The organism is Campylobacter concisus, assembly GCF_002165815.1.
Classification (GTDB): Bacteria; Campylobacterota; Campylobacteria; order Campylobacterales; family Campylobacteraceae; genus Campylobacter_A; species Campylobacter_A concisus_BH.
On sequence record NZ_NDYN01000001.1, the window covers coordinates 297,364 to 319,634 of the forward strand.

At 38.0% G+C, this 22,271-nt stretch carries 23 protein-coding genes and 1 tRNA gene; 7 read left to right on the forward strand and 17 right to left on the reverse strand.

Annotation, left to right across the window (positions count from 1 at the left end; genetic code table 11):
• Nucleotide 1: 1 nt before the first annotated feature.
• The 11 genes from yihA to B9N65_RS01700 form a co-directional block, all read right to left on the reverse strand.
• Nucleotides 2–613, reverse strand: a complete 612-nt coding sequence (yihA, locus tag B9N65_RS01650; protein WP_087582548.1) for a ribosome biogenesis GTP-binding protein YihA/YsxC — start codon at nucleotides 611–613, stop codon at nucleotides 2–4.
• On the reverse strand, nucleotides 610–1,086 hold the full coding sequence (gene lptA, locus B9N65_RS01655) for a lipopolysaccharide transport periplasmic protein LptA (protein ID WP_087582549.1): 477 nt from the start codon (nucleotides 1,084–1,086) through the stop codon (nucleotides 610–612). Before lptA ends, yihA begins: the two co-directional genes overlap by 4 nt.
• Nucleotides 1,059–1,586 (reverse strand): LPS export ABC transporter periplasmic protein LptC, encoded by a 528-nt coding sequence (lptC, locus tag B9N65_RS01660; RefSeq protein WP_087582550.1) that lies wholly within the window; start codon nucleotides 1,584–1,586, stop codon nucleotides 1,059–1,061. Before lptC ends, lptA begins: the two co-directional genes overlap by 28 nt.
• Nucleotides 1,577–2,065, reverse strand: coding sequence for a KdsC family phosphatase (locus tag B9N65_RS01665; RefSeq protein ID WP_004317467.1), 489 nt, complete (start codon nucleotides 2,063–2,065; stop codon nucleotides 1,577–1,579). The genes lptC and B9N65_RS01665 overlap by 10 nt, the downstream gene beginning before the upstream one ends.
• Entirely contained in the window at nucleotides 2,062–2,637 is a 576-nt protein-coding gene (hisB, locus tag B9N65_RS01670; protein ID WP_035142991.1) for an imidazoleglycerol-phosphate dehydratase HisB, read from the reverse strand. Before hisB ends, B9N65_RS01665 begins: the two co-directional genes overlap by 4 nt.
• Nucleotides 2,638–2,652: 15 nt before the next feature.
• Nucleotides 2,653–3,513, reverse strand: coding sequence for a septal ring lytic transglycosylase RlpA family protein (locus tag B9N65_RS01675; protein ID WP_009294185.1), 861 nt, complete (start codon nucleotides 3,511–3,513; stop codon nucleotides 2,653–2,655).
• Nucleotides 3,500–4,711 carry a lytic transglycosylase domain-containing protein gene (locus tag B9N65_RS01680; RefSeq protein ID WP_021092790.1) on the reverse strand — a complete coding sequence of 404 codons (1,212 nt, stop codon included), beginning with the start codon at nucleotides 4,709–4,711 and terminating at the stop codon, nucleotides 3,500–3,502. The genes B9N65_RS01675 and B9N65_RS01680 overlap by 14 nt, the downstream gene beginning before the upstream one ends.
• Nucleotides 4,712–4,776: 65 nt before the next feature.
• Entirely contained in the window at nucleotides 4,777–5,562 is a 786-nt protein-coding gene (locus B9N65_RS01685; protein WP_087582551.1) for a TatD family hydrolase, read from the reverse strand.
• Entirely contained in the window at nucleotides 5,559–6,815 is a 1,257-nt protein-coding gene (locus B9N65_RS01690; RefSeq protein WP_087582552.1) for a diguanylate cyclase, read from the reverse strand. Before B9N65_RS01690 ends, B9N65_RS01685 begins: the two co-directional genes overlap by 4 nt.
• A gap of 87 nt (nucleotides 6,816–6,902) precedes the next feature.
• A complete protein-coding gene (locus tag B9N65_RS01695; RefSeq protein WP_180385112.1) occupies nucleotides 6,903–8,423 on the reverse strand; it encodes an AAA family ATPase in 1,521 nt (506 codons plus the stop codon).
• The gene (locus tag B9N65_RS01700; protein WP_087582553.1) at nucleotides 8,416–9,291 is read right to left on the reverse strand and encodes an NAD(+) kinase; all 876 of its coding nucleotides are present in this window, start codon (nucleotides 9,289–9,291) and stop codon (nucleotides 8,416–8,418) included. Before B9N65_RS01700 ends, B9N65_RS01695 begins: the two co-directional genes overlap by 8 nt.
• A gap of 92 nt (nucleotides 9,292–9,383) precedes the next feature.
• Here B9N65_RS01700 and aspS point away from each other — a divergent pair, with 92 nt between their 5' ends.
• The 7 genes from aspS (at nucleotide 9,384) to B9N65_RS01730 (ending at nucleotide 13,649) form a co-directional block, all read left to right on the forward strand.
• A complete protein-coding gene (gene aspS, locus B9N65_RS01705) occupies nucleotides 9,384–11,141 on the forward strand; it encodes an aspartate--tRNA ligase (protein WP_087582554.1) in 1,758 nt (585 codons plus the stop codon).
• 183 nt (nucleotides 11,142–11,324) lie between these two features.
• The gene (locus B9N65_RS01710; RefSeq protein ID WP_004317610.1) at nucleotides 11,325–11,894 is read left to right on the forward strand and encodes an adenylate kinase; all 570 of its coding nucleotides are present in this window, start codon (nucleotides 11,325–11,327) and stop codon (nucleotides 11,892–11,894) included.
• A 106-nt stretch (nucleotides 11,895–12,000) separates the two neighbouring features.
• On the forward strand, nucleotides 12,001–12,177 hold the full coding sequence (locus B9N65_RS11345) for a hypothetical protein (protein WP_307772198.1): 177 nt from the start codon (nucleotides 12,001–12,003) through the stop codon (nucleotides 12,175–12,177).
• 28 nt (nucleotides 12,178–12,205) lie between these two features.
• Complete coding sequence (locus tag B9N65_RS11350; protein WP_307772199.1) at nucleotides 12,206–12,340, forward strand: NirD/YgiW/YdeI family stress tolerance protein; 135 nt, start codon at nucleotides 12,206–12,208, stop codon at nucleotides 12,338–12,340.
• A 93-nt stretch (nucleotides 12,341–12,433) separates the two neighbouring features.
• The gene (locus B9N65_RS01720; RefSeq protein ID WP_021089725.1) at nucleotides 12,434–12,904 is read left to right on the forward strand and encodes a DUF4410 domain-containing protein; all 471 of its coding nucleotides are present in this window, start codon (nucleotides 12,434–12,436) and stop codon (nucleotides 12,902–12,904) included.
• Between the two features lie 26 nt (nucleotides 12,905–12,930).
• The gene (gene ppa, locus B9N65_RS01725) at nucleotides 12,931–13,449 is read left to right on the forward strand and encodes an inorganic diphosphatase (protein WP_009294194.1); all 519 of its coding nucleotides are present in this window, start codon (nucleotides 12,931–12,933) and stop codon (nucleotides 13,447–13,449) included.
• A 123-nt stretch (nucleotides 13,450–13,572) separates the two neighbouring features.
• Nucleotides 13,573–13,649: transfer RNA gene (locus tag B9N65_RS01730), tRNA-Ile, on the forward strand.
• Nucleotides 13,650–13,756: 107 nt separating this feature from the next.
• Here B9N65_RS01730 and B9N65_RS01735 read toward each other — a convergent pair.
• From B9N65_RS01735 to B9N65_RS01760, 6 genes are read right to left on the reverse strand one after another with little or no spacing between them, the layout of a single operon-like run.
• Nucleotides 13,757–14,416, reverse strand: a complete 660-nt coding sequence (locus B9N65_RS01735) for a M48 family metallopeptidase (protein WP_087582555.1) — start codon at nucleotides 14,414–14,416, stop codon at nucleotides 13,757–13,759.
• Nucleotides 14,409–17,483, reverse strand: coding sequence for a type I restriction endonuclease subunit R (locus tag B9N65_RS01740; protein WP_087582556.1), 3,075 nt, complete (start codon nucleotides 17,481–17,483; stop codon nucleotides 14,409–14,411). The genes B9N65_RS01735 and B9N65_RS01740 overlap by 8 nt, the downstream gene beginning before the upstream one ends.
• A gap of 17 nt (nucleotides 17,484–17,500) precedes the next feature.
• Nucleotides 17,501–18,769, reverse strand: coding sequence for a haloacid dehalogenase-like hydrolase (locus B9N65_RS01745; RefSeq protein ID WP_087582557.1), 1,269 nt, complete (start codon nucleotides 18,767–18,769; stop codon nucleotides 17,501–17,503).
• Nucleotides 18,745–19,956, reverse strand: coding sequence for a restriction endonuclease subunit S (locus tag B9N65_RS01750; RefSeq protein ID WP_087582558.1), 1,212 nt, complete (start codon nucleotides 19,954–19,956; stop codon nucleotides 18,745–18,747). Before B9N65_RS01750 ends, B9N65_RS01745 begins: the two co-directional genes overlap by 25 nt.
• Nucleotides 19,953–21,443, reverse strand: coding sequence for a type I restriction-modification system subunit M (locus B9N65_RS01755; RefSeq protein ID WP_087582559.1), 1,491 nt, complete (start codon nucleotides 21,441–21,443; stop codon nucleotides 19,953–19,955). Before B9N65_RS01755 ends, B9N65_RS01750 begins: the two co-directional genes overlap by 4 nt.
• 1 nt (nucleotide 21,444) lies before the next feature.
• Complete coding sequence (locus B9N65_RS01760; RefSeq protein ID WP_087582560.1) at nucleotides 21,445–22,029, reverse strand: restriction endonuclease subunit S; 585 nt, start codon at nucleotides 22,027–22,029, stop codon at nucleotides 21,445–21,447.
• Between the last annotated feature and the right edge of the window lie 242 nt (nucleotides 22,030–22,271).

The window sequence follows — 22,271 nt, forward strand, 5'->3', positions numbered from 1 at the left end:
TTTACCTACCAAGAGCGTGGTTTATGATAGCTTCCCGTGCCTTGTCGATGCCGCTTTTGCTGAGTGTCGAGACCAAAATACCACTTGGGTCAAATTTCATTATCGCACTCTTCTGGCTTTGATTTAGCTTGTCGCTTTTTGTGTATAAATTTAAGATTTTTTGATCAGCTCTTAAAAAGCTTTTTAAGTAAGAATCCACGTTTACATCGATGTCTAGGTCAAAGTGCCTAGCATCGATTAGATGTATAAAAAGTCTGATGTCGCTTCTAAATTTCAAAAACTCATCTAAATTTTTGCGCCACTCGTCGTGTTTTGACTTTGCAACTTTTGCGTAGCCAAAGCCTGGTAGATCGACCAAGATGAGTTTAAATTTCTCTTTTTCGCTCTCTTCTTTTTCCTCACAAAACTCTGCTTCAAAGAAATTTATAAGCTGCGTTTTGCCAGGAGTTGATGAGCTTTTGGCTAAATTTTTTTGATTTACAAGTGCATTTATGAGGCTGCTTTTACCTACATTTGACCTGCCTAAAAAGACCACCTCGCTTGTCACAAAGCTTGGAGCCTCTTTTATACTTGGGCTTGAAGTGATAAATTTAGCGCCAAGAGCCCTTATCACTTGGTTTTATCCTCTATTTGAAAGATAAATTTAACCGGCTTTTTCTCGTCGCTATTTACGCTATATGTGCCATCTTTTTGATTAACCACGATCTTATCACCATAGACATTTTTATCAGTCTCTACCTCGTGCAAGTAGCCATTGCCAGTTACTGTGTATGTCTGCTTTGCTGGCTCATATGTGAGCGTATCGCCCTTGCCGTCATAGTGCTTATCTTTCATAAAAATTTTAGCTCTAGCGTTGCCTGTGGCTACATATTTTACTGGCTGGCGCTTTTTATCAAAATGCACAACGACTTTATTTGCCTTTAGCTCATCGTATGAACCTTTTTTGATATTTACATTGCCTACAAATTCGCTGATCTGCTTGTTTTCGTCAGCAAAAAAATCGTTTGATGTGATCTCAACTTGCTCTGCATTTAAAAATGTAAAGCCCAAAATCATCGCTAAAATCGCTGCTTTTCTTCTATCCATGCCCTTAACCCTTTTATCTGCGTTTGTTTTTTACCAAGATCGTAGCTTCCGCTATCACCCAGTGCTTTGTCGCCATTTCTAGTGATGGTGAAATTTGCTTCTGATCTTACTATTTTTGTCTTTGTGTTGTATATAACTTCATCGCTTTTAAATTTCAAACTATCGTTGTTTTCATAGTTTGCATTTTTTTGAAAGATTATCTCATCGTTTTGCGAGATAGCCTTGTCTGAGCTTAGAAAATGTCTTAAATTTCCCCTTAAAATTCTCGCTTTAAAGTCTAAAAATTCATCCCTGTCGCTATATCTATTTAGCTCGTCACTCTCATAAACTCCGCTTATCTTAGTTGAGTTTATCTCGTAATCAACCACATCATTTACCTGCATATTTGATATCTTTGTATCAACCTTTAGCACGTTTGCTAGGTATGGGTCTTGAGCCGCTAAAAATATCATCACAGCACTAAAAATGGCCACGACGAAGTAGAAAATTTTTACAACCAACGCTTAGACCACTCGTCATATAAATTTTCTGATTTTATGATCATCTCGATCATCTCTCTAACAGCGCCATTGCCGCCTTTGTGCTTTAGCTTTGTCTTTACATCAAGCTCTTTAATGGCATCTTTTGGCTTAAAGCTCCATGCAACTGCGTCTAAAATTTTATAGTCGTTGTAGTCATCGCCGATAGCTGCTGCATTTTTAAAGCTAAGCCCTTCAAATTTTAATATCTCGCTTGCTACTTCAAATTTATCGCCAACGCCTTGATAGACGTGATTTATCTTTAGATCCTCAGCCCTTCGCTCAACGATAGCCGACTTTCTGCCAGTGATGATAGCTACTTTCTTGCCAAGCTTTAGCCAGCTCTCTATCGCGTAGCCATCTTTTACATCAAAAAATTTAAGCTCTTCGCCGTTTGCATTGTAGATGATCTTGCCATCAGTGAGGCACCCATCAACGTCTAAAAATATAATTTCTATCATAAAACGCCTTTTGTGCTTGGAGTGCCGATTCTTGCGTTTTTGGCAAGCGCTCTGCGGAGTGCTACGGCAAATGATTTAAACGTTGCTTCGATGATGTGATGAGTATTTTTGCCACGAATTTGATTTAGATGAAGAGTGATGGCTGAATTTATAGCAACTGCTCTAAAAAACTCCTCCACAAGCTCAGTGTCAAACTCGCCAACTTTGGCATTTTCATTAAAATTTTCATACACAAGGTAAGCTCTGTTGCTAAGATCTAGCGCGCAAAAAACAGCCGCCTCATCCATAACAACGCTCGCCTCGCCAAACCTCTCAACACCACTTAATGGATATAAAGCCTCTTTTAAAAGCTGTCCCAAAACTATGCCTACATCCTCGACGCTGTGGTGAAAATCCACATGCGTGTCGCCCTTGCATGAAATTTCAAGATCAAGCAAAGAGTGCTTTGTAAATGCCTCAAGCATATGGTCAAAAAAGCCAATGCCTGTGCTTATCTTTGCAACCCCAGAGCCGTAAATTTTAAGCTTCATTGAGATTTGCGTCTCTTTTGTGTTTCTAGTTAGTTCTAAAATTTCCTCTCTCACGCCCTAACCTCTTACTATAAATGCGCCTTGGAATTTACCGCTTCTTGCGTAATCCCTAGCCTCGTCCTCGCTTCTAAAGCCATTTAAAAATACCCTATAAATGGTTGAGCCATCTATCGTAAATGTCTTAACGACTGATCTATAGCCATCTATACTTTTATGCTCTCTTTGGTATCTATTTGCGCCTTCAAGGTTCTTAAACGAGCCAATTTGTACCATAAAATCTCCACCCACAACGCGTTGCTCTGATGAGATCACGATGCCGCCAACTGGGGCCGTTGGAGAGACTGGATTTGGCACTTTTATGCCAGTGCTTGTTGGTTTTGTTGGTTGCGCGCTAGCAGTTGTAACAGCGTTAATGTCTTCATTAAAGCCGATAACCTCCATACTAACTGGAGCTGTGCCGGTGCCGATGACATCAAGCTTCATCGCAGCTGCTTTTGAAAGGTCAAGCACCCTGTCAGCCACAAAAGGTCCTCTGTCATTTACACGCACGATGACGCTTTTTTGATTTCTTAAATTTGTTACTTTAAGTATTGTATTCATCGGCAAAGTCTTATGCGCCGCAGTCATATTATACATATTATAAACTTCGCCATTTGAGGTCGTTTTGCCGTGAAAATTTGGACCATACCAGCTTGCCGTTCCGCTGGCTTTATCGCCGACGCTTACGACGGTTGGATAGTATGTTTTGCCGTTTATGGTGTATGGTCTCATTGTTGCTTTTTGAACTGAGGCGGAGTTGTTGCCTCTTACATTAGTTGGACCACTCGGAGTAAATGGAGCCCCGCTCCAAGAACAACCAGTAATTAGAAGTGTAAAACTTAGTCCTAAGTAGAAATTTAGGCTCTTACGGTATGACAATATTTGCTCCGACATTTAAATTTGAACTAGCCAAAGAATTTGCATCTTTTATATCTTTTTCACTTACATTAAATTTCTTTGATAAAGATGCGATCGTATCGCCTGTTTGAACTACGTAGTTGTGAGATTTATTTTGAGTAGAAAAAGGGATTATTAGTTTTTGATTATAGCTTACTGCGTTTGTGCTAAGCTCGTTGTAGTCCTTGATCGCTCTGTGGCTAACGCCTGTTTTTTTAGAGATAGAAAGTAGCGTCTCACCCTTTTTAACTGTGTAGGCGTAGAAGTTATTTTTGCCATTAAATGGTTTGAAATTATCTGAGAAAAGTTGCTTTTTATTTTCAGGGATATAAACGTAATAATCTTTTAAAGTTGGAGGAGTAAATACAAATTTTAAATGCGGGTTATTGCTTTTCATCTTTTTTGTGCTAAGACCGATACTGTCGCCTATCTGAGCTAAATTTGTACCGCCTGGCACTTTTACTTTCGTAAGTCTTAATCCGCCATTTATGTTTAGCAAAGATGACTCTTTAGATATCAAAAAGTCCGCATCTTTTGCTATATATGCCGCTCTTAAAATTTTAATGATGAAATTTCTAGTCTCAGCTGGGAGGTATTTTTTCTCAGCGTCAAGAAGTGTTACAAGATCGTCTGTACCAGCTTTTTGTATAGCTTTTTTTAATGCACCATCGCCGCAGTTATATGCCATTGCTGCCAAGTACCATTTGCCAAATTGATTTTTAAGTGATCTTAGATAGTTTGTAGCTGCGACAGTTGATTCAACCGGATCTTTTCTCTCGTCAGTGTATTGCCCTACTTTTAGACCGTGAATTCTTGCTGTTTGCTCCATAAACTGCCACATACCAGTAGCTTTAGCATTTGAGACAGTGTGATTTGAAAAGCCTGACTCTATCATCGCTAGATAGAAAAATGACTCAGGCACGCCTGATTTTTTGATCTGCTCTTTTATCATTGGTATATACATATAGCCATTTTTCAAGGCATCTGTAAATGTTCTTACCTGTGAGTTTTGTATGCCTTGTCTCATCTTTGCATAGTGAGAAGTTTTCATAAAGCTAGCATCGATGTCTAGCTCTTTTAAAATTTTAACCTGAGTGTCATAAGAGCTCTTCTCAGGGGCGTTTGCTAGTAGCAAGGTGCTACATGCAAATAATAAAAATATCTTAAGCATTGCTTTCATTTCTATCCTTTTTCGTGTCAAAGCTTAATGATGCTAGCATCTTAAGCAAGCACAATGCCCAAAATTTAGGCAAAGCACTTAAATAACCTTTTGGCATTATCTGAAGTTACTTTACAAACTACTTCAAATTCAAGGTTTAAAATTTCAGCTATCTTTTTAGCAACAAATGTCGTAAACGCCGGCTCATTTCTCTTGCCACGATTTGGTTCTGGCGTGAGATAAGGGGCGTCAGTCTCTATCAATACCCTATCAAAAGGAATTTTTGGCAGAATTTCAACTAAATTCTTAGCATTTTTAAATGTCAAAACGCCACCTATGCCAAAGTAAAAATTCCCAAATTTGCAAAGCTCCAAAAGAAGTGGCGAGGCATTATAACAATGCAAAACTGCCCCAGCTTCAAGCTTTGGCGCATACTCTTTTAAGATGTTAAAAGAGTCCTCATTAGCCTCTCTAATGTGGAGGATAACGGGTTTTTTTAACTCAACTGCTAAATCTAGTTGAGCTAGAAAAACACGTTTTTGATCTTCTTTTTCTCTTAGCTTTTCTTCTTCATCTTTTGGCAAGCGGTAGTAGTCAAGCCCACATTCACCGATAGCCACGCACTTTTTATCTTTGGCAAATTCTCTCAAAGTTTCAATATCAAAATTCTCTTTATCATATGGATGAACCCCAACGGCAAAGAAAATATCATTTTTTTCGTGCGCTATTTTAGCCGCTTTTGGTAAATCATTAATATCAGCTCCAGGGATAATAAAGCCTTTGAGCCCTAAATTTCTGGCTTCAGATAAAATTTGCTCTAGGTCAAAATCATAAACTTTACTATCCAAATGACAATGCGTATCTATAATCATAAAGCTATTTCTACCCTATTTCTACCATTTTCTTTAGCGACATAAAGCGCTGAGTCGCAAGCTTCGAGCATATCATCTATCTCGCAGTGACCTTTCCCAAAAGAAACCCCAATAGAAACGGTCACTTTTATGGTTTTATCTTTTATGATCACCTCATTTTCAGCCACTTTTGCTCTTAAATTTACAAAAAATTTAATTGCCTCCTCTTTTGCTATCTTTTTAAGAACGACACAAAACTCCTCGCCACCAAACCTAGCGACCACATCTCTTCCTTTTGTGTTGTCAATTAATATCTTAGCAAGTGATTTTAGTATCTTGTCACCACCATCATGTCCGTATGTGTCATTTATCTTTTTAAAGTGATCTATATCAAGCATAGCAAACGCATAAGGCTCATCAAGCTCTTCAGCTGCTTGGACGTACTCTTCTATATCTTGGTAAAAAAATCTTCTATTGTAAGCGCCGGTTAAAAAGTCGCGGTTGGCAAAATTTGCTATCTTATTTATATTTTCCATCGCCTCAATGGTGTTATTTACACGGCAAATGAGCTCTTCTTTTGAAAATGGCTTTGCTATAAAGTCGCTAGCTCCATTTTTTAAAAATATCGAAGCATCAGTCTTTTCGCTAGGAGATGTCATCACGATCACACCAAGATTATTTTTATCCTTCTCTTTTCTAACATCTTTTAAAACTTCAAGGCCGTCTTTGACGGGCATTCTGTAGTCTGTTATTATCAAATTTATATCTGGATTGTCAGCAAAATAGTTCATCGCCTCTTCGCCGTGAGCTGCTGCTAGCACCTTAAACTGGAGGCTTGTTAGCACTTTTTTTATCATATTTCTAAATGGCAGCGAGTCCTCCACGACTAGGACCTTGTATTGTCTATTTTTGCTAAGCCTATTTATCATTTGAAATATGTAGTTGATATCGTCCATGTTGCCTTTATAGACGTAGTCAACGATATCTTTGTTTATAAAATTTTCTCTTGTTTGATCGTCAATGCTACCTGTTAAAACGATAGCTGAAAGCCCCTGAGAAAGCACGTAGTCGACGATCTCGCCGTTTGGTGCGTCGGGTAAGTTTAAATCCAAAATAGTCATAAAATACTCTTTGCCATGCTCGCTAATAAGCATCTGGGCTTCGGCAAAATCGTACGCAACGTCGATCGCCATATCCTCAATGCTCTTTTCCATCTGCATGACGATTAGCTTTGCTAATGCTTTGTTATCATCAACTACTAGAATTCTTTCCATATTTTTTCCAAAAAAATTTTATAAATAATGGCAATTCTATCAAACAAACCTAATCACAAAGCTTAAATTTAAAACTTAAATTTCAAGCTATTTTAAAAGTCCTTTTGCAAAATTTATCGCCTCTTCGCTGATATGCTCGCCGCTTATCATACGCGCAAGCTCATTTACACGCTCCTCTTTGTCAAGCTCTCTTACGACTGAGCTCTCGCCATCACGCTCTACCAAAAAGTGCGAATTTGCCTTTGAGCTAAGCTGTGGCTGGTGAGAAATGGCAAAAATTTGATAAAAATTTGCAAGCTTGAGCAAGACATTTGCGATGCTCATCGCCTCTTTTCCACTTAAATTCGCATCTATTTCGTCTAAAATAATAACATCACCGCCCGTTTTTGTGATCTCACTAGAGGCAGCTATGAAGGCCAGTCTTAAGCGGTTTAGCTCGCCTGAGCTTAAATTTTTAAGCGAGGTCTCGTTTAAATTTAGACAAATTTCATCAGCGCCTAAGATATCAAGCTTTTTCTCCTCGATCCTTAGCGTGATATCTGGCATATAAAGCTCTTTTAGGTATAAATTTATCATCGCCTCAAGCTCTTTTAAATTTGCGCCCCTTGCCTTGCTTAATGTGCTGGCTAGCTCATTTGCCTTTTTGCTTAAAATTTCAAATTTCTTCTCAAGCTCGCTCTTTTCAAAGCTTAAATTTTCATATCTGGCAAGCTCTTTTTCCTTTTTATCAAGCGCTTCTAACGCCTCCTCCTCGCTGCCATAGCGTCTAATGATGGCATTAAGAGCTTCTATCCTATCAAGCACGCTCTCAACGTCGATATCGTCAAGCTCCTCCATATTTAGGCTATCACGCGCAACTCTTAGCTCGTTCATCGCATCTTCAAAAAAGCCACTATCAAGGTCACTGATACTTAGCGCCTCATTTACGCTGCGCTCTAGCTCAAATATCCGCTCAGCCCTAGCCCACGCCTCATTTATCTTATCCTTTTTACTAAGCCTTTTTTTAGTCTCCATAAGCTCTTCAAACTCGCCTTTTTTAGGCCCGACACTTCTTATCTTCTCGATCTCAAAGCTAGCAAGCTCCTTTAGCTCCTCGACCTTTTTCTCTTCCTCTTTTATAGTGGCTAGCTCTTTTGAAATTTTAGAAAATTCCAAAAACGCCTCTTCAAATTCTTGTTTTATCTCTTTAAATTTCTCATTTTTTGAAATTTCAAGCCTGTCAAGCAAATTTAGAAATTTCTCATTTTCAAATTCATTTGCCTCTTTTGCCGAGAGATATTTGATGTGTTCGCGCGCTACTTGGGCTAAATTTCTCTTTGAGATGGCTTGTTGGTTTATAAAATACCTCGTGCTCTTATCTTTTAAAAGCTTGAAAATATTGACCTCTTCGTTTTCTATGCCAAACTCATCAAGCTCAAATTTATGCTCCACATCAGCTTCTATTAGCCTTGCCTCGCTATCTTTTAGCCCAAAAACAGCCATTATAGCGCTCATCAGCACCGACTTACCAGCGCCACTAACGCCCGTAAATACGCTAAGCCCCTCTTTGAAATTTAGCTCGACATTTTTAAAATTTAGATAATCCTTAATCAAAATTCGATCAATCATTATAACCCCAGTGAAGTTTCTCTTTTAAAATTTGAAAATAATCCCTACCGATGTGGCGTATCAGCCTCGCTTTTTTATCGCTTAGGCTCATGCTAACAGCTGAAATTTTACTCATATCAAAGCGGTCTTGTCCGTCTATTACTAAAATAGCGTCGCTATTTGTTCTAAATTTGACCGTGTGATTTTTCGTAAGCACGACTGGACGCTGCGTGAGCGAGTGCGAGCAGATGGGAGTTATCGCAAAGACCTCGCTTAGTGGATATATGATAGGACCATTTGCGCTCATGTTATAAGCCGTTGTGCCAGCAGGAGTTGCCACTATGACGCCATCGCCAAAATATGAGTTAAAATACTTTTCATTTAAAAGTGCCTCGATATGCGTCATCGAGCCACCATTTTTACTAACGATGACCGCGTCGTTAAATGCTATCTTTTTCTCAGTTTTGCCATCATTTTTATGAAGCGTAACATCAAGCATAAAAGGCGTTTCCACCTCAAATTTGTCATCAAAAAAGTCTTTAAAAAACTTCTCACTCTCATTTATCGTTATATCTGTCAAAAAGCCGAGCCTGCCAGCGTGTATGCCAAGGATGAGCGGCGAGATGTGAGCTAGCTTTCTGCAGGTTGAGATGATCGTGCCATCACCACCAAGCGTGATAAGAAATTCGCACTCTTTGGCTAGTTTTATCAGCTCAAAGCCACTTTTTTCTACCTGCTTTGCACAGCTTTTTTCAAGCAAAATTTCTGCGTTATACTTTTTTAAAATTTTTTCTAGCTTTGCTAAATCCTGCTTAAATAAAGGATAATCTTTCGCGATAAGTCCCACTTTTTTGGCGCTTGTGGTATTAAATTTTTGCTCATTTTTCATAGAAATGATTGTAACATATTTTATTTTAACAAAGCTTTTCAAAAGAAAAAAGCGATTATAATTGCCTAAAAAACATTGCAAAGGAGCATTTTATGCGAAGTCATTATTGCACCGATCTTAGCAAAGCTGACATCGGCAAAGAAGTAATACTTTGTGGCTGGGCAAACACATATAGAGACCACGGCGGCGTTGTTTTCATCGATTTAAGAGACGTTAGCGGGCTTATACAATTAGTTTGTGACCCTGCTGATAGCAAAGAAGCACACGACGTGGCTGCAAAAGTAAGAGATGAATATGTCTTAAAAGCAAAAGGTAAAGTAAGAGCTAGAGGCGAAGGACTGACCAATCCAAAGCTAAAAACTGGCGAAATAGAGGTGATAGTAAGCGAGCTCATTATCGAAAATCCAAGCGAGCCACTACCATTTATGATAGGCGATGAGAGCGTAAATGAGGATATCAGGCTAAAATACCGCTTTTTAGACCTTAGAAGCGAGCGCTTGCAAAATATCTTTAAAATGCGCTCTCGCGCGGCGATAGCAGCTAGAAACAGCCTAGATAAAATGGGCTTTATCGAGTTTGAAACTCCAGTTTTAACACGTGCAACTCCAGAAGGCGCAAGAGACTATCTAGTGCCAAGCCGTGTATATCCGGGCCAGTTTTACGCGCTCCCACAAAGCCCACAGCTATTTAAACAACTTTTGATGTGTTCTGGCTTTGATAAGTATTTTCAGATAGCAAAATGCTTCCGCGACGAGGACTTGCGTGCTGATCGCCAACCAGAATTTACTCAAATAGATATCGAAATGAGCTTTGTTGAGCAAGAAGATATCATAAATATGGCTGAGACGATGCTAAAAGACATTTTTAAAGCCTGCGGACACGACATCAAAACGCCATTTAGACGTATGAGCTACAAAGAGGCGACCGAGACTTACGGCTCAGATAAGCCTGATCTTAGATATGATCTAAAAATGATCGATGTGATCGATATTTTCGAGCGATCAAGCAATGAAATTTTTAGCTCTATCGCAAAAGATAAGAAGAAAAACCGCATAAAAGCGCTAAAAGTGCCAAATGGCGACAATATCTTTAGTAAGCGCGAGATGAATAGATTTGAGGAGTTTGTACGTAAATTTGGTGCACAAGGTCTTGGCTACTTCCAGATGAAAGAAGATGGCTTAAAAGGCCCACTTTGCAAATTTTTCGAGCAAAGCGATCTTGACGAGATCGTCTCAAGATGTGAGCTAAAAGTTGGAGACGTCGTATTCTTTGGTGCTGGCAAGAAAAAGATCGTGCTTGATTATATGGGACGATTTAGAATTTTCCTAGCTGAGCAAATGGGTATCATCGATCAAGACAGACTTGAGTTTTTATGGGTGCTTGACTTCCCAATGTTTGAGCAAAATGACGACGGCAGCTACTCTGCGATGCACCATCCATTTACTATGCCAAAAAATATAGATGAGCCTGATCTTGAAGACATCCTCTCTATCGCTCACGATGTCGTACTAAACGGCTTTGAGCTTGGCGGCGGAAGTATAAGAATTCACAAAAACGACATCCAACAAAAAGTCTTTAAACTTCTTGGCATAGATGAAGCCGAGCAACGTGAGAAATTTGGCTTCTTGCTTGATGCCTTGACATTTGGTGCACCTCCACACGGTGGTATCGCGATCGGCTTTGACAGACTAAATATGCTTGTAAATAAAGCAAGCTCGATCCGCGACGTCATAGCCTTCCCTAAAACACAGCGCGCTCAGTGCCCACTCACAAAGGCACCAAGCTATGCTAGCAACGAACAGCTTAGGGAGCTAGGACTAAGGATAAGAGAAAAAGAGCAAAAGAATTAAAATTTTTGCAATAAATTTAGACTTTTAGATGTCTAAATTTGAGTTATTTTAAAAATTTAAATTTTTGAGATGAATTTGGATGTTGTGCAGAAAATTTCATCCCAAAGCTAGACATATAGTCTGCTGCAGGGTGAAATTTTCAAACTCATTCAAAGGCGCTCAAAAATATAAAAAAGGGAAAGAATGAAAAATTTATTTTTAATCATCGGCGCTCCAGGCAGCGGCAAAACAACAGACGCATCGATCATCGCACAGCATGATGAGAAATTTGCACACTTTTCAACTGGCGATCTTTTAAGAGCTGAAGTCGCAAGTGGTAGCGAGCTTGGCAAGCTTATAGACGGCTTTATCTCAAAAGGAAATTTGGTCCCACTTGACGTTGTCGTAAATGCGATCGTCTCAGCTATCAAAAGCTCAAATAAATCAAACATCATAATCGACGGCTATCCAAGAAGTGTTGAGCAAATGACTGAGCTTGACAAAGTCTTAAGCGAGCAAGATGAAATTTCTCTAAAAGGAGTCATCGAAGTAGATGTCAGCGAAGATGTGGCAAGAGCTAGAGTGCTTGGCCGTGCAAGAGGCGCTGACGATAATAACGAAGTCTTTAACAACCGCATGAAAGTATATCTTGATCCGATCAAACCTATCCGCAAATTTTACAGCGAAAAAGAGCTACTTCACGTGGTAAATGGCGAGCGCGGCATCGACGAAATCGTAGCTGACATCAAAAATTTACTAGCTAAACTTATATAAATTAACAAACCTTGCATCAAAAGGTGCAAGGTTTTAAAACTTACCATTTATTAACACCAAAAATGTAATATCCTTTAAATTTAACAACCAACCAAAAAGTATAAAAATGAAAAAAATCTTCATCGCTTCACTGGCTGCTAGCATCGCAATGGCTGGAGGCTTTGTCTCAAATCACAAAAGCGAAAATGTTATAAGCGTAAAAGAGGCTTTAAAACTAAATGACGATGCCAAAGTCGTGCTTGAGGGCAAGATAAAAGTCACACATCAAATCAGACAAATATGAATTTGTTGATAAAAATGGCGACACTATTATTGTTGAGATCGACAATAACAAGTGGGGCAATGTAACAGCTAACGAAGACACGCTTTTAAGAATAAGAGGCGAAGTGGATAAAGAGCTTACAAAAACGAAGATCGACGTAGATAGTGTAGAGGTTATAAAGTAAGTTAAGTCATTTTTTTGCATCCAAGTTTTATCCGTGTTTAATAGAAAAAGAATTAAAATCACATCATAAATTTGCTTAGACAAGGAGGCTTAAATGGCAAAAACAGCATATTTATCTTTACTGATCGGAGGACTTGCTGTGCTATGTTTTAGCGGTTGTGCTAGAGCTGGGCTAAATACACCTTTACACAACACAAGTGGTGTAAAATACGATAATGCGTATGCTTTGTGTAAAAATGGTCAAAATGATAAAACAATAGAAGCCAAGATAAATGAGTTGCTTGAAAAAAATATGAAAAAAGGCAACGATCTTGAAATTTATTGTGAGGTTACAGAGTACGTGGAAGGCAATCGTGCTTTGAGATACTTTGTAGGTTTTGGAGCAGGTCGTGGTAAAAGTATGACATTAGTAAAACTAGTAGACACAAATACAAAACAACAAGTAGCCGACTTTAAAGTTGAAGGAGGTTTGACAATGGGTGCATTTGGTGGAGATTCACAAGGCATGCTTAATGAAACTGGTGAAACCATCTTTAAGCAAGTAAAAGATAATTTTCTTAAATAAAAATTTCTAACACAAAGGACGAATATATGGACGTTTCAAAGATTAAATTTGGCTCAAACCCAGACAAAATCAATGCCGTAATCGAAATACCTTATGGCTCAAATATCAAATACGAGATCGACAAAGATAGCGGTGCGGTCGTAGTTGATCGCGTGCTTTACTCAGCGATGTTCTACCCAGCAAACTACGGCTTTGTGCCAAACACACTTGCAGCTGACGGCGATCCAGCTGATATTTTGGTGCTAAACGAGTATCCGCTCCAAGCTGGTAGCGTCATCCCTTGCCGCTTGATAGGCGTTTTGGTGATGGAGGATGAAGCAGGTATGGATGAGAAGCTTTTGGCTGTGCCAGTTACAAAGATCGATCCAAGATATGAGGCGATAAAAAGCTACGAAGATTTGCCAACCGCGACACTAAATAAGATCAAAAATTTCTTTGAAACTTATAAAATTCTTGAGCCAAACAAATGGGTTAAAGTGAAAGAATTTAAAGACGCAAACGCTGCAAAAGAGATTTTAGACGCTGCGATAAAAAATTATAAATAATTTATAAGCCCTATTTTAGGGCTTTTCTTTTTAAATTTTGTTCGTTTTATACGCCATATTAAAAAGGCTATTTTTATATTTAGATAAGCTTTTTCTTGTATAATACGATTTTCTTTCAACTGTGGGTTCATAGCTCAGTTGGTTAGAGCATCCGGCTCATAACCGGATGGTCCCAGGTTCGAGTCCTGGTGAACCCACCACCTACTTCACTAACATTATAAGATCAAAAATTTTTCGTTTTTTTTATTTAAATTTTAAAATATTTTTTAAAATTTAAAAATAGAAAAATTTAAATATCCCCAAATTTCTAAGTTCTCTCTAAAATTTCCTTTCGTTTTTGCCAATCAGGCATATAAAGCGTTAGATAGTCATAAAATTTCTTTGAATGATCAGGATAGAGAAGATGCACTAGCTCGTGGAATACAACATACTCGATACACGCTCTTGGCTTTTTGATAAGCTCTATGTTTAAATTTATATATGATTTATATGGATTACAACTTCCCCATCTTGTTTTCATCTGTCTTATTTTTACGCTTTTAATGTCTTGTTTTACTATATTGTTAAACTCTTGCAAGATATTAAAAAAATATAACGTCGCCTTTTCGTGATACCACTCATAAACCAAATTTCTTTTTCGCTCTAGGTCGCTTCTATCTTTTACAAAGAGCTCCAGATAGCCACATTGCAGCTTTACGCGCTCCTCTTTAGACTGCACGACTTTAAGCCTATAACTTCGCCCAAGATACTTAAAGTCCTCGCCACTTACGTATTCTTTTTGTGGCGTCTTAAACGAGGCAAAAAACGCGCGCTTTTGCGCTATCCACTTGGCTCTTTTTTCTATGATAAATTTTATATGCTCATCGCTTGCGGCTTTTGGCGTGGTTAGGATCGCTTCGCCATTTGGTCTAACTTTTAAAGTGATATTTTTTACGTCTTTTCGGACGATTTTTACGCCTTCAAGCATAAAAACTTATCCCTATGCCTCGGATAGTTTGGTAAATTTTCTCTTTCTCATTGATAGAAACGCCGTATTCGTCCTCTATCTCCCAAAGAGCATCCTCCATCTGGCTTGTTATCTCGTTTTCTACGTCTTTATTTTTGTGCCATTCTGGTTTTTTAGAGGCTTTTTCATAAATTTCATAAAATTTCAGGCTCAAATTTTTAGCGACCGTCTCAACATCCATAAGCCCCACATCGCCTAAAATATCAAGCAAATTATCATAAATAGCAAACAAAATTTTCTTACTATTAAATTCTTTTGGATACCTGTCTTCATTTGGTTTTAAAGCACCTGTTATGAGGTCTTTTAGCAGTTTTGCTTTGGTAAGTTTTTCCTCTTCGCTTAGCCTTTTTGCCTTGTACTCGTCGATGATATCTTGTATTTGTTGCGCTATTGATTTATAAAAGGCTGGATTTGAGTCCATTTTCTCTTTTACCACCGCGCTTATGGCGCTAATGATCGTGTCGGCCTTTGCGTTTTTACCCTCGACCCTTTGCACCTCATCGTCAAATTCCGTTTCAAAGATATTTACGAGCTTCGTAAGCTCATTGACCTCTTTTGCGCTCACGTAAGTATCGAGCAGCTTTTGCATCTGCGCTTCGTATTTGCCAAAGTCGCAAGCCTCGTGATACCTTAGCTGCACAGCCTTTCTTAGCTCGTTATAAAATTTAACCCTTTGCTTATAGGCTTTGATCACTTCTTCGCTTAATATGTCATAAATTTTCTCGCTTGAAAGCGCTAGTTTAAACGCCCTAGCAAACTGTGATAGCCACTCTTTAAAGTCGTCTCGTTTTTGCACGTCCTCTAAAACCGCTACGTAGCTCTCCAAATCATCTTTAAATTTCACGCCGCTAAAAAGATCGTCCAGATGAGTATAGTAGGTCTTTGCCTTTATGATCTCGCTTCTTACGTCTATCACGGCTCCAGTTATATCTTCTGGGTCAAATCCACTTAGCGACGCATAGTTAGTAAGCGCCTGATCAAGCTCGCCTAAAAGCCCTCTATAATCAATAATATAGCCGTAGTCTTTTCCGTCATAAAGCCTATTTACTCTAGCTATGGCTTGGAGCAAATTATGCTCTTTTAGCTGTTTATCTATATAAAGTGTGCTTGCTCTTGGCGCGTCAAAGCCAGTTAAAAGCTTATCCACGACGATAAGCAAATCTATCTCGTCGCCATAAATAAATTCGTCTTTTACGTACTTTAGATACGCCTCCTCGCTGCCATAGTCTTTTATAGTCTCTTGCCACGCTTTTGCGACATACTCTTTATGACCGCCCTCAAGTTCCTCGTGCTCGTTGCTTGATATCACATAAGCGCTTTTTATCTCTCCAAATTCTTCAAATATCTCATGATATTTTATGGCGTCGTATTTTCTTTGAGTAGCCAGCATCGCTTTAAAGCCACTTTTTTTCAAAGTCTTTTTGATGTGCTCATTTATATCCACAGCTATTAACTCCAGCCTTTGTTCGCTCGATGCCACACGCTCAAACCTCGCCCACTTTTGTTGCAAGTCCCTTTTAGCCTCATCGCCAAGCTCTCTTGATATGAGGTCAAATTTCCTAGTTAGCCCCTCAGGGTCTAGCACCTCTTGACCCACATATCGCCCTTCATAAAGTAGCGGCAACACGGCCCCATCTTTTACCGCGTCATCTATCGTATATCTATGAATTTCTCCGCCAAATTTCGCAAAGCTGTTTTTCTCACGCTTTAAAAGCGGCGTGCCAGTAAATCCTATATAACAAGCAAGAGGCAACGCCTTTTTCATAGCCTTATGCAGGTCTCCGCCTTGCGTGCGGTGGCTCTCATCCACTAGCACAAATATATCGCCATCTCTTATCACTACCTTTTGGTTTTTCACCTTTTCAAATTTATGCACGAGCGTAGTTATCACGCTAACGCCGCTTTGTAGCTTTTCTATCAGATCGCTTCCGCTACTTGCTCGTCCTGCTTTTACGTCCGTGTTTTCAAAGGTTTCGTGTATCTGCCCATCTAGATCTATCCTATCAGTTACTACGATGATCTTTGAGTTTATATAAATTTGCTTTAAAAGCTTTGTTAGCATCACCATCGTGAGCGACTTGCCGCTTCCTTGCGTGTGCCAGATGAGTCCGCCCGCTCTTGCGCCCTCTTTTTTCGCTGATACCCTCTTTAGCGTCTCTTCGATAGCGAAAAACTGCTGATAGCGGCAAACCTTTTTCATTTTCTTATCAAACACTATATAGTGCCTAACTAGCCTTAGCAGCCTATCTTTAGATAGTAGCGCAAAGAGCGTCATATCAAGCGCGCTCACCTCTCTACCATTTATCAAGCTCTTTAAGCTCTCTTTTGCCTTAGCTTCATCTTGCTCTTTCCACACACTATAAAATTTAAACGGAGTGCCAGTTGTGCCATATCTTGCTCCACTGCCGTTTGCCGCGATAGTTAGCTGGATGTATTTAAAAAGGTGTGCTATCTCATCTTTGCCTTGCTCCTTCTCAAGCTGCTTTATGCCGTTTTCAAAACTCACGCTCGATTTTTTAAGCTCGATCACGACTATTGGTATGCCGTTTATAAAAAGCACGAGATCAGGCCTTCTGTGCTTTTGCGCGTCGCTCTGGCTTACTCTGCTTACTTCAAATTCTTCAGTCACGTAAAAGTCGTTGTTTTGTAAATTTTCAAAGTCTATAAATTTAAAAGAGAAGCTCCTTCTCGTCCCATCTTCTAAATTTTCTTCTAAACTGGTTCCAAGCAAGAGTAAATTCGTGATCCTTTCGTTTGCAACCATTAGCCCTTCGTTTAAAGATACCCCAGCTAGCTCATCGACCGCCTTTAAAACGCTACTTTGGCTAAATTTATATCGCTTGCCCTTATACTCATAGCTATTTATCTCGCCAAGCTTTTTGGTTAAAATTTCCCTAAACAAAACCTCGCTAGTTTTACCGTCACGAAGCTTTAAATTTTCCTCTCTACTTATAAATTTATAGCCTAAATTTTGAAGCAAATTTATGCTATTTTGCTGGATCTTATTTTCTGAAGTATCTGGGGTCATTTGGTATCCTTATTTGGCTAACTTCTCTTTAAAGATTTTTTTACAATTTCATTATTATCGTATTTATTAGTATTACTAATATCATTCAATAAAAACCTCAATGCCTCTTTAGTATCTTCATCTATCTCATCTTTTTTAAAGCGTATAACAGAGAAAAAATCATCATCTAACTTATCAAAATTCTTCTCCAGTAAATCCGCAGTATGCTCATTTTTATTTTGATTTAGTTTCGCTATTTTAGCCGTTCCAATATAATTTCCATTATTCCATATATAAAACGAGGTTTGATATCCGTGGTCATCCCATGAATATTTTTTTAAATATATTTTATTTGCCTTGTTAGTATCTTCTAATTTAAATCCTTCCGTTTTAAGAACACTTAAATAATATTGTTTATCTCTTACTTGATTATTGGATTTTTGTATGTTTATTTCTGCAGTATTTTGCTTATTATATATTTGCAATTTTCCATTTGTTAAGTTTAAACTAATTCTATCTATCGTAGATTTTATAATAGCATCTATCTCCGATCCGTCAGTATAGTCAGCTTTAGCGATATAATTAACTCTATTTTGCTCCAAAAGAGTTTTGGCAGTCTCTTTATTTTCATCATAAACAGCAATTGAAGTTCCACCATTAGTTTTTAGTAACTTCATAGCTGGAACATCGGTTTCTCCATCACCTATATATATCATATTCTCAAATAAAATACGTCTTTCATTCTCTGGTATATATTTATTAATTAGTTTATTGTCCCAAGCGTTAAGAATTCCTTTGCTTATCCTGTATAAATATTGAGTTTTTGTCGTATAGTTAATTGCCAAAGCTGGCCAAGTCGGTTTGCCGTATTCATCATACATAAATGATGACGCATAAATATTTTTAAATTTATTCGCTATAGTCGTTCCATCGATCATTTCTTTGGTACCTGATGATACTATATAATGCTCAATCGATATCCCCTTTTGTGCAGCATAATCATTAATCCTTTCAAAAAACTCTTCCACACCGTTAAAGTATTTAACGGTTTTACCGTGTTTGCTAAGCTCCTCTCTTGTAATTTTTGCACCAGCACCATCTGCTTTTTTCACAATCAAATACATGTATGACAATATCTCATCCATATTGTTTTCTTCAGATAGTTCCTTTACGTTGTTCCAAAAATCTTCTTTTTTTATACATAGTGTTGTTGGTATAAAAGAATTTTCTTGTATATTGCCTCTTGCTAGTGTTCCGTCAAAATCATATGCGATTGCCATTATTACATTGCTTTTTTCACATAACATGTTCTCATTTCTCCTTTTAGTAGTTTTTGCATTAAGCCTTGTTTTTGTTTTTTCAAATTTTCTAGCTTTAAATTTAGTAAATTTATCTCATCATCGCAAGCCATTAAAACCTCTGCGATTTTTTGTTGCTCTTTTAAATTTGGAAGCTTTATTTTTAAATTTTCTATTGTCCTTTTGCTAAGCCCAAGTTGTGCCGTACCGCTAACTTCTCTTCTAATTTTTTTATTAATCAAATCGGAATTAATTAAATATGCTAAAAAATTGCTATTTTCTATTGTTTTTATCCTAAAAATATGATCGCTTAAAACATAAGTATTATCTTTATCTATCACAGCAACCTTGCCTATAATTTTACCGCCACCAATATCATCTTTTGGCATAACCAAATCACCAAAATCTAAAAAATCTTGATTTAAATTTGTTGTTTTTGTCAAATTCAATAAACCATCTTGTGTAATACTACCCATATCTACAATATAAAATTTTCCGTCACCAATAAATCTACTCTTTGAAGTTCCAGTAGAAATATCACAAATTTCACTAAGCTTTATTGCTCGCCACTCATCTTTGAATTGTGGAAAGCGGATTTTGGCTGTGAGTAAATTTTGCATAAGAGCTTTTTTAAACTGTTTTTTGCTTTCTATCAAATTTATAGTTAAATTTATAGTCTCATCCCAAGTAGATAAAATTTCCGCTATCTTTTCTTGCTCGTCTAACGGCGGAAGCAAAATTTTCAAAGAAAAAAAGGCATTATCTGTTATATTTATCCTATCATACCTAGCGCCATAGTTTGCTACACTTTTGACTTGATTTTGCCATACAATAGTCTTAAAAAAATATGCTAAAAATTTTGCCAATATCTCGTCTTGAACAGTAAAAACCGTATACAATGGAGATACTATGCCTTTAGACAACATATTTCTATTAATCGGTCCAGTAGGGGCACTCTGTGAAATTCTTGGATTATAAACAAAATCCCCCAAATCAACAATGTAATAATCTTGTATATTTTCTTTATTTGCTATATCTTTATCAAAATATACATTCTGTGCAACCAAACCATCAATAGCTGAATTTGACAAAACCAATTTAATTAAATTGTTTCTATTTTTAAGAATAGATTTTTCTGCAACATCCCCAAGCCTCACGACCTTCCATCCGCTTGGTAAATTCTTAAATTCGCTCATAGCCCAAGCTCCGCAAGATACTCGCTCATCTTGCTTTGAACGCTTTTTAGCTCGGCTTCTAGGCGTGAAATCTCAGCCTTTGTAGCCTCGATATCTACAAGCTCTTCTTCTTCAAAGGTATCTACGTAGCGAGGGATGTTTAGGTTGTAGCCATTCTCTTTTATCTCGCTAAGGCTTGCTAGGTGGGAGTATTTTTCTATCTCGCTTCTGTTTTTGTAGGTAGCGACTATCTTTTTTATGTTTTGCTCGGTTAGCGAGTTTTGGTTTTTGCCTTTTTCAAATTCTTTGCTAGCGTCGATAAATAGCACATCTTCGTTTGCGCGGTTTTTCTTAAAAACGAGTATGCAAGCAGGGATGCTCGTGCCGTAAAATAAATTTGCCGGTAGTCCGATGACGGCGTCTAGTAAATTTTCTTCGATCAGCTTTTGGCGTATCTTGCCCTCATTTGCCCCGCGAAATAGCACTCCATGCGGAAGCACGACGCCCATTTTACCGTTGTTGTTTAGACTTTTTATCATGTGCACGACAAATGCGTAGTCGCCCTTGCTCTTTGGCGGCAAAGCATAGCTAGCAAATCTCATAAAAGGATCGTTCACGGCAAAGTCAGCGCCCCATTTATCTAGGCTAAATGGTGGATTTGCCACGACTATGTCAAATGTTTTGATGAGATTATCTTGTAGATGCAGCGGATTTCTGATCGTATCGCCCCACTCGATGACGGCGTCGTTTATCTCGTGTAAGAACATATTCATCTTGCAAAGTGCGTGAGTTTGGCCGTTTTTCTCTTGTCCGTAAAGGCGGAAATTTTTACTGCCGACCTCTTTTGAAGCCTTGATAAGAAGCGAGCCAGAGCCACAAGTAGGATCATAGATCATATCGCCCTCTTTTGGCTCAACCAGCTTTGCAAGAAGCGTCGAAACCTCGCTTGGCGTATAAAACTCTCCGCCTTTTTTGCCAGAGTCACTTGCAAAATGAGCTATAAGATACTCGTATGCGTCGCCTATTATGTCGTTGCCCTCAAGCATAGAAGGGCGAAGATCTAGCCTAGTGTCGCTAAAATCATCGAGCAAATTTTTCAAGATGGCGTTTCTCTCTTTTGTATCGCCGAGCTTGTTTTTGTTGTTAAAGTCGATGCTTCTAAAAATGCCTTCGAGCTTATCTTTGTTGTCCTCTTCGATCTTTTCTAGCGTTTTGTTCATTATCTCGCCTAAATTTACAGCCTCTTTGTGCGCTAAAAGATACTCAAATGTGCAACTCTCATCAAGCTTAAATTTCTCTTTCTTTAGCTTTGCTTCGATCCTCTCGCTCTTCTCGCCGTATTCGGCTTTAAGTAATTCGAGCTTTTCTTTATAAAAATCAGATAGATACTTAACAAAAAGCATCGTTAAAACATAGTCTTTATAGTCGCTTCCATCCATCGTGCCGCGAAATGTGTCGCAAGCCTTCCAAACTACGTTATTTATGGTATCTTGTGTGGTCTTTTGCATCTTAGTTCTCCTCTTTTATTAAATTTTCAAATATGCTTTTGTGGTATTTTTGCTTTACAGCTATCAAATTTTGTAAAATTTCGCTCTCTTGGCGGGCTAAATTTAGGTATTTTACTATCTTGTTTTGAGTTTGCAAATTTAGCGTCGGTATTTTTAGATTATTTATACTGGCAACGCCTATCATCGCTATAGCAGTGCCTGAAACATCTGGCGCAAGGGCTCTTTTAACGGCGCTGCTATTTAGATAATGCGCCACAAAATGCGGATCAAATTTATCGCTTTTAACCCTTATGCGAACCATTAAAGACGTATATATAAGATCGCCATACTCCTTGTCTATATAAACGGCGAAATTTGGCTCTCTAAGCCGCAGCAAGATATCGCCCTGAGTTACTTTATACTCCTCGCTTATTTTTTCGCTTGATATGAACTCATCGGCAAATGTGTCATCAAAAAGCGCATTTTCATTAAAGGACTTTAGCGAGACTACTTTATAACAAAATTTCTCATCTACATTTTTATCCGCCTTTTTGCGGATTAAAACTAGACCAGTTTTTATATCAGATATATCGCTTATTTTTATCATTTCAAGATGCCCCTTTCTGTATTATTTTAAAAATAATACTAATGCTTTTATGACCGAAGTATATCAAAAAAGATAAAAACTAACAATACATTTTATATTATTTCTAAAATAATACATCAAATCGACGACTAAATTCTTAATTATTTTTTAAACAATAAATTTACTTTAGCAAATTTACCCCTGCACTTTTTAAATTTATCTCGATTTTTAAGCTAGCATTTGGCTATAATCACTCAAATTTA

What these genes read in the sequence shown, in the direction of transcription:
- lptA (WP_087582549.1), bottom strand. Translation starts at nt 1,086, where the DNA reads ATGGATAGAAGAAAAGCAGCGATTTTAGCGATGATTTTGGGCTTTACA.
- B9N65_RS01665 (WP_004317467.1), bottom strand. Translation starts at nt 2,065, where the DNA reads ATGATAGAAATTATATTTTTAGACGTTGATGGGTGCCTCACTGATGGC.
- B9N65_RS01680 (WP_021092790.1), bottom strand. Translation starts at nt 4,711, where the DNA reads ATGAAAGCAATGCTTAAGATATTTTTATTATTTGCATGTAGCACCTTG.
- B9N65_RS01685 (WP_087582551.1), bottom strand. Translation starts at nt 5,562, where the DNA reads ATGATTATAGATACGCATTGTCATTTGGATAGTAAAGTTTATGATTTT.
- B9N65_RS01690 (WP_087582552.1), bottom strand. Translation starts at nt 6,815, where the DNA reads ATGGAAAGAATTCTAGTAGTTGATGATAACAAAGCATTAGCAAAGCTA.
- B9N65_RS01695 (WP_180385112.1), bottom strand. Translation starts at nt 8,423, where the DNA reads ATGATTGATCGAATTTTGATTAAGGATTATCTAAATTTTAAAAATGTC.
- B9N65_RS01700 (WP_087582553.1), bottom strand. Translation starts at nt 9,291, where the DNA reads ATGAAAAATGAGCAAAAATTTAATACCACAAGCGCCAAAAAAGTGGGA.
- aspS (WP_087582554.1), top strand. Translation starts at nt 9,384, where the DNA reads ATGCGAAGTCATTATTGCACCGATCTTAGCAAAGCTGACATCGGCAAA.
- B9N65_RS01710 (WP_004317610.1), top strand. Translation starts at nt 11,325, where the DNA reads ATGAAAAATTTATTTTTAATCATCGGCGCTCCAGGCAGCGGCAAAACA.
- B9N65_RS11345 (WP_307772198.1), top strand. Translation starts at nt 12,001, where the DNA reads ATGAAAAAAATCTTCATCGCTTCACTGGCTGCTAGCATCGCAATGGCT.
- B9N65_RS01720 (WP_021089725.1), top strand. Translation starts at nt 12,434, where the DNA reads ATGGCAAAAACAGCATATTTATCTTTACTGATCGGAGGACTTGCTGTG.
- ppa (WP_009294194.1), top strand. Translation starts at nt 12,931, where the DNA reads ATGGACGTTTCAAAGATTAAATTTGGCTCAAACCCAGACAAAATCAAT.
- B9N65_RS01735 (WP_087582555.1), bottom strand. Translation starts at nt 14,416, where the DNA reads ATGCTTGAAGGCGTAAAAATCGTCCGAAAAGACGTAAAAAATATCACT.
- B9N65_RS01740 (WP_087582556.1), bottom strand. Translation starts at nt 17,483, where the DNA reads ATGACCCCAGATACTTCAGAAAATAAGATCCAGCAAAATAGCATAAAT.
- B9N65_RS01745 (WP_087582557.1), bottom strand. Translation starts at nt 18,769, where the DNA reads ATGTTATGTGAAAAAAGCAATGTAATAATGGCAATCGCATATGATTTT.
- B9N65_RS01750 (WP_087582558.1), bottom strand. Translation starts at nt 19,956, where the DNA reads ATGAGCGAATTTAAGAATTTACCAAGCGGATGGAAGGTCGTGAGGCTT.
- B9N65_RS01755 (WP_087582559.1), bottom strand. Translation starts at nt 21,443, where the DNA reads ATGCAAAAGACCACACAAGATACCATAAATAACGTAGTTTGGAAGGCT.
- B9N65_RS01760 (WP_087582560.1), bottom strand. Translation starts at nt 22,029, where the DNA reads ATGATAAAAATAAGCGATATATCTGATATAAAAACTGGTCTAGTTTTA.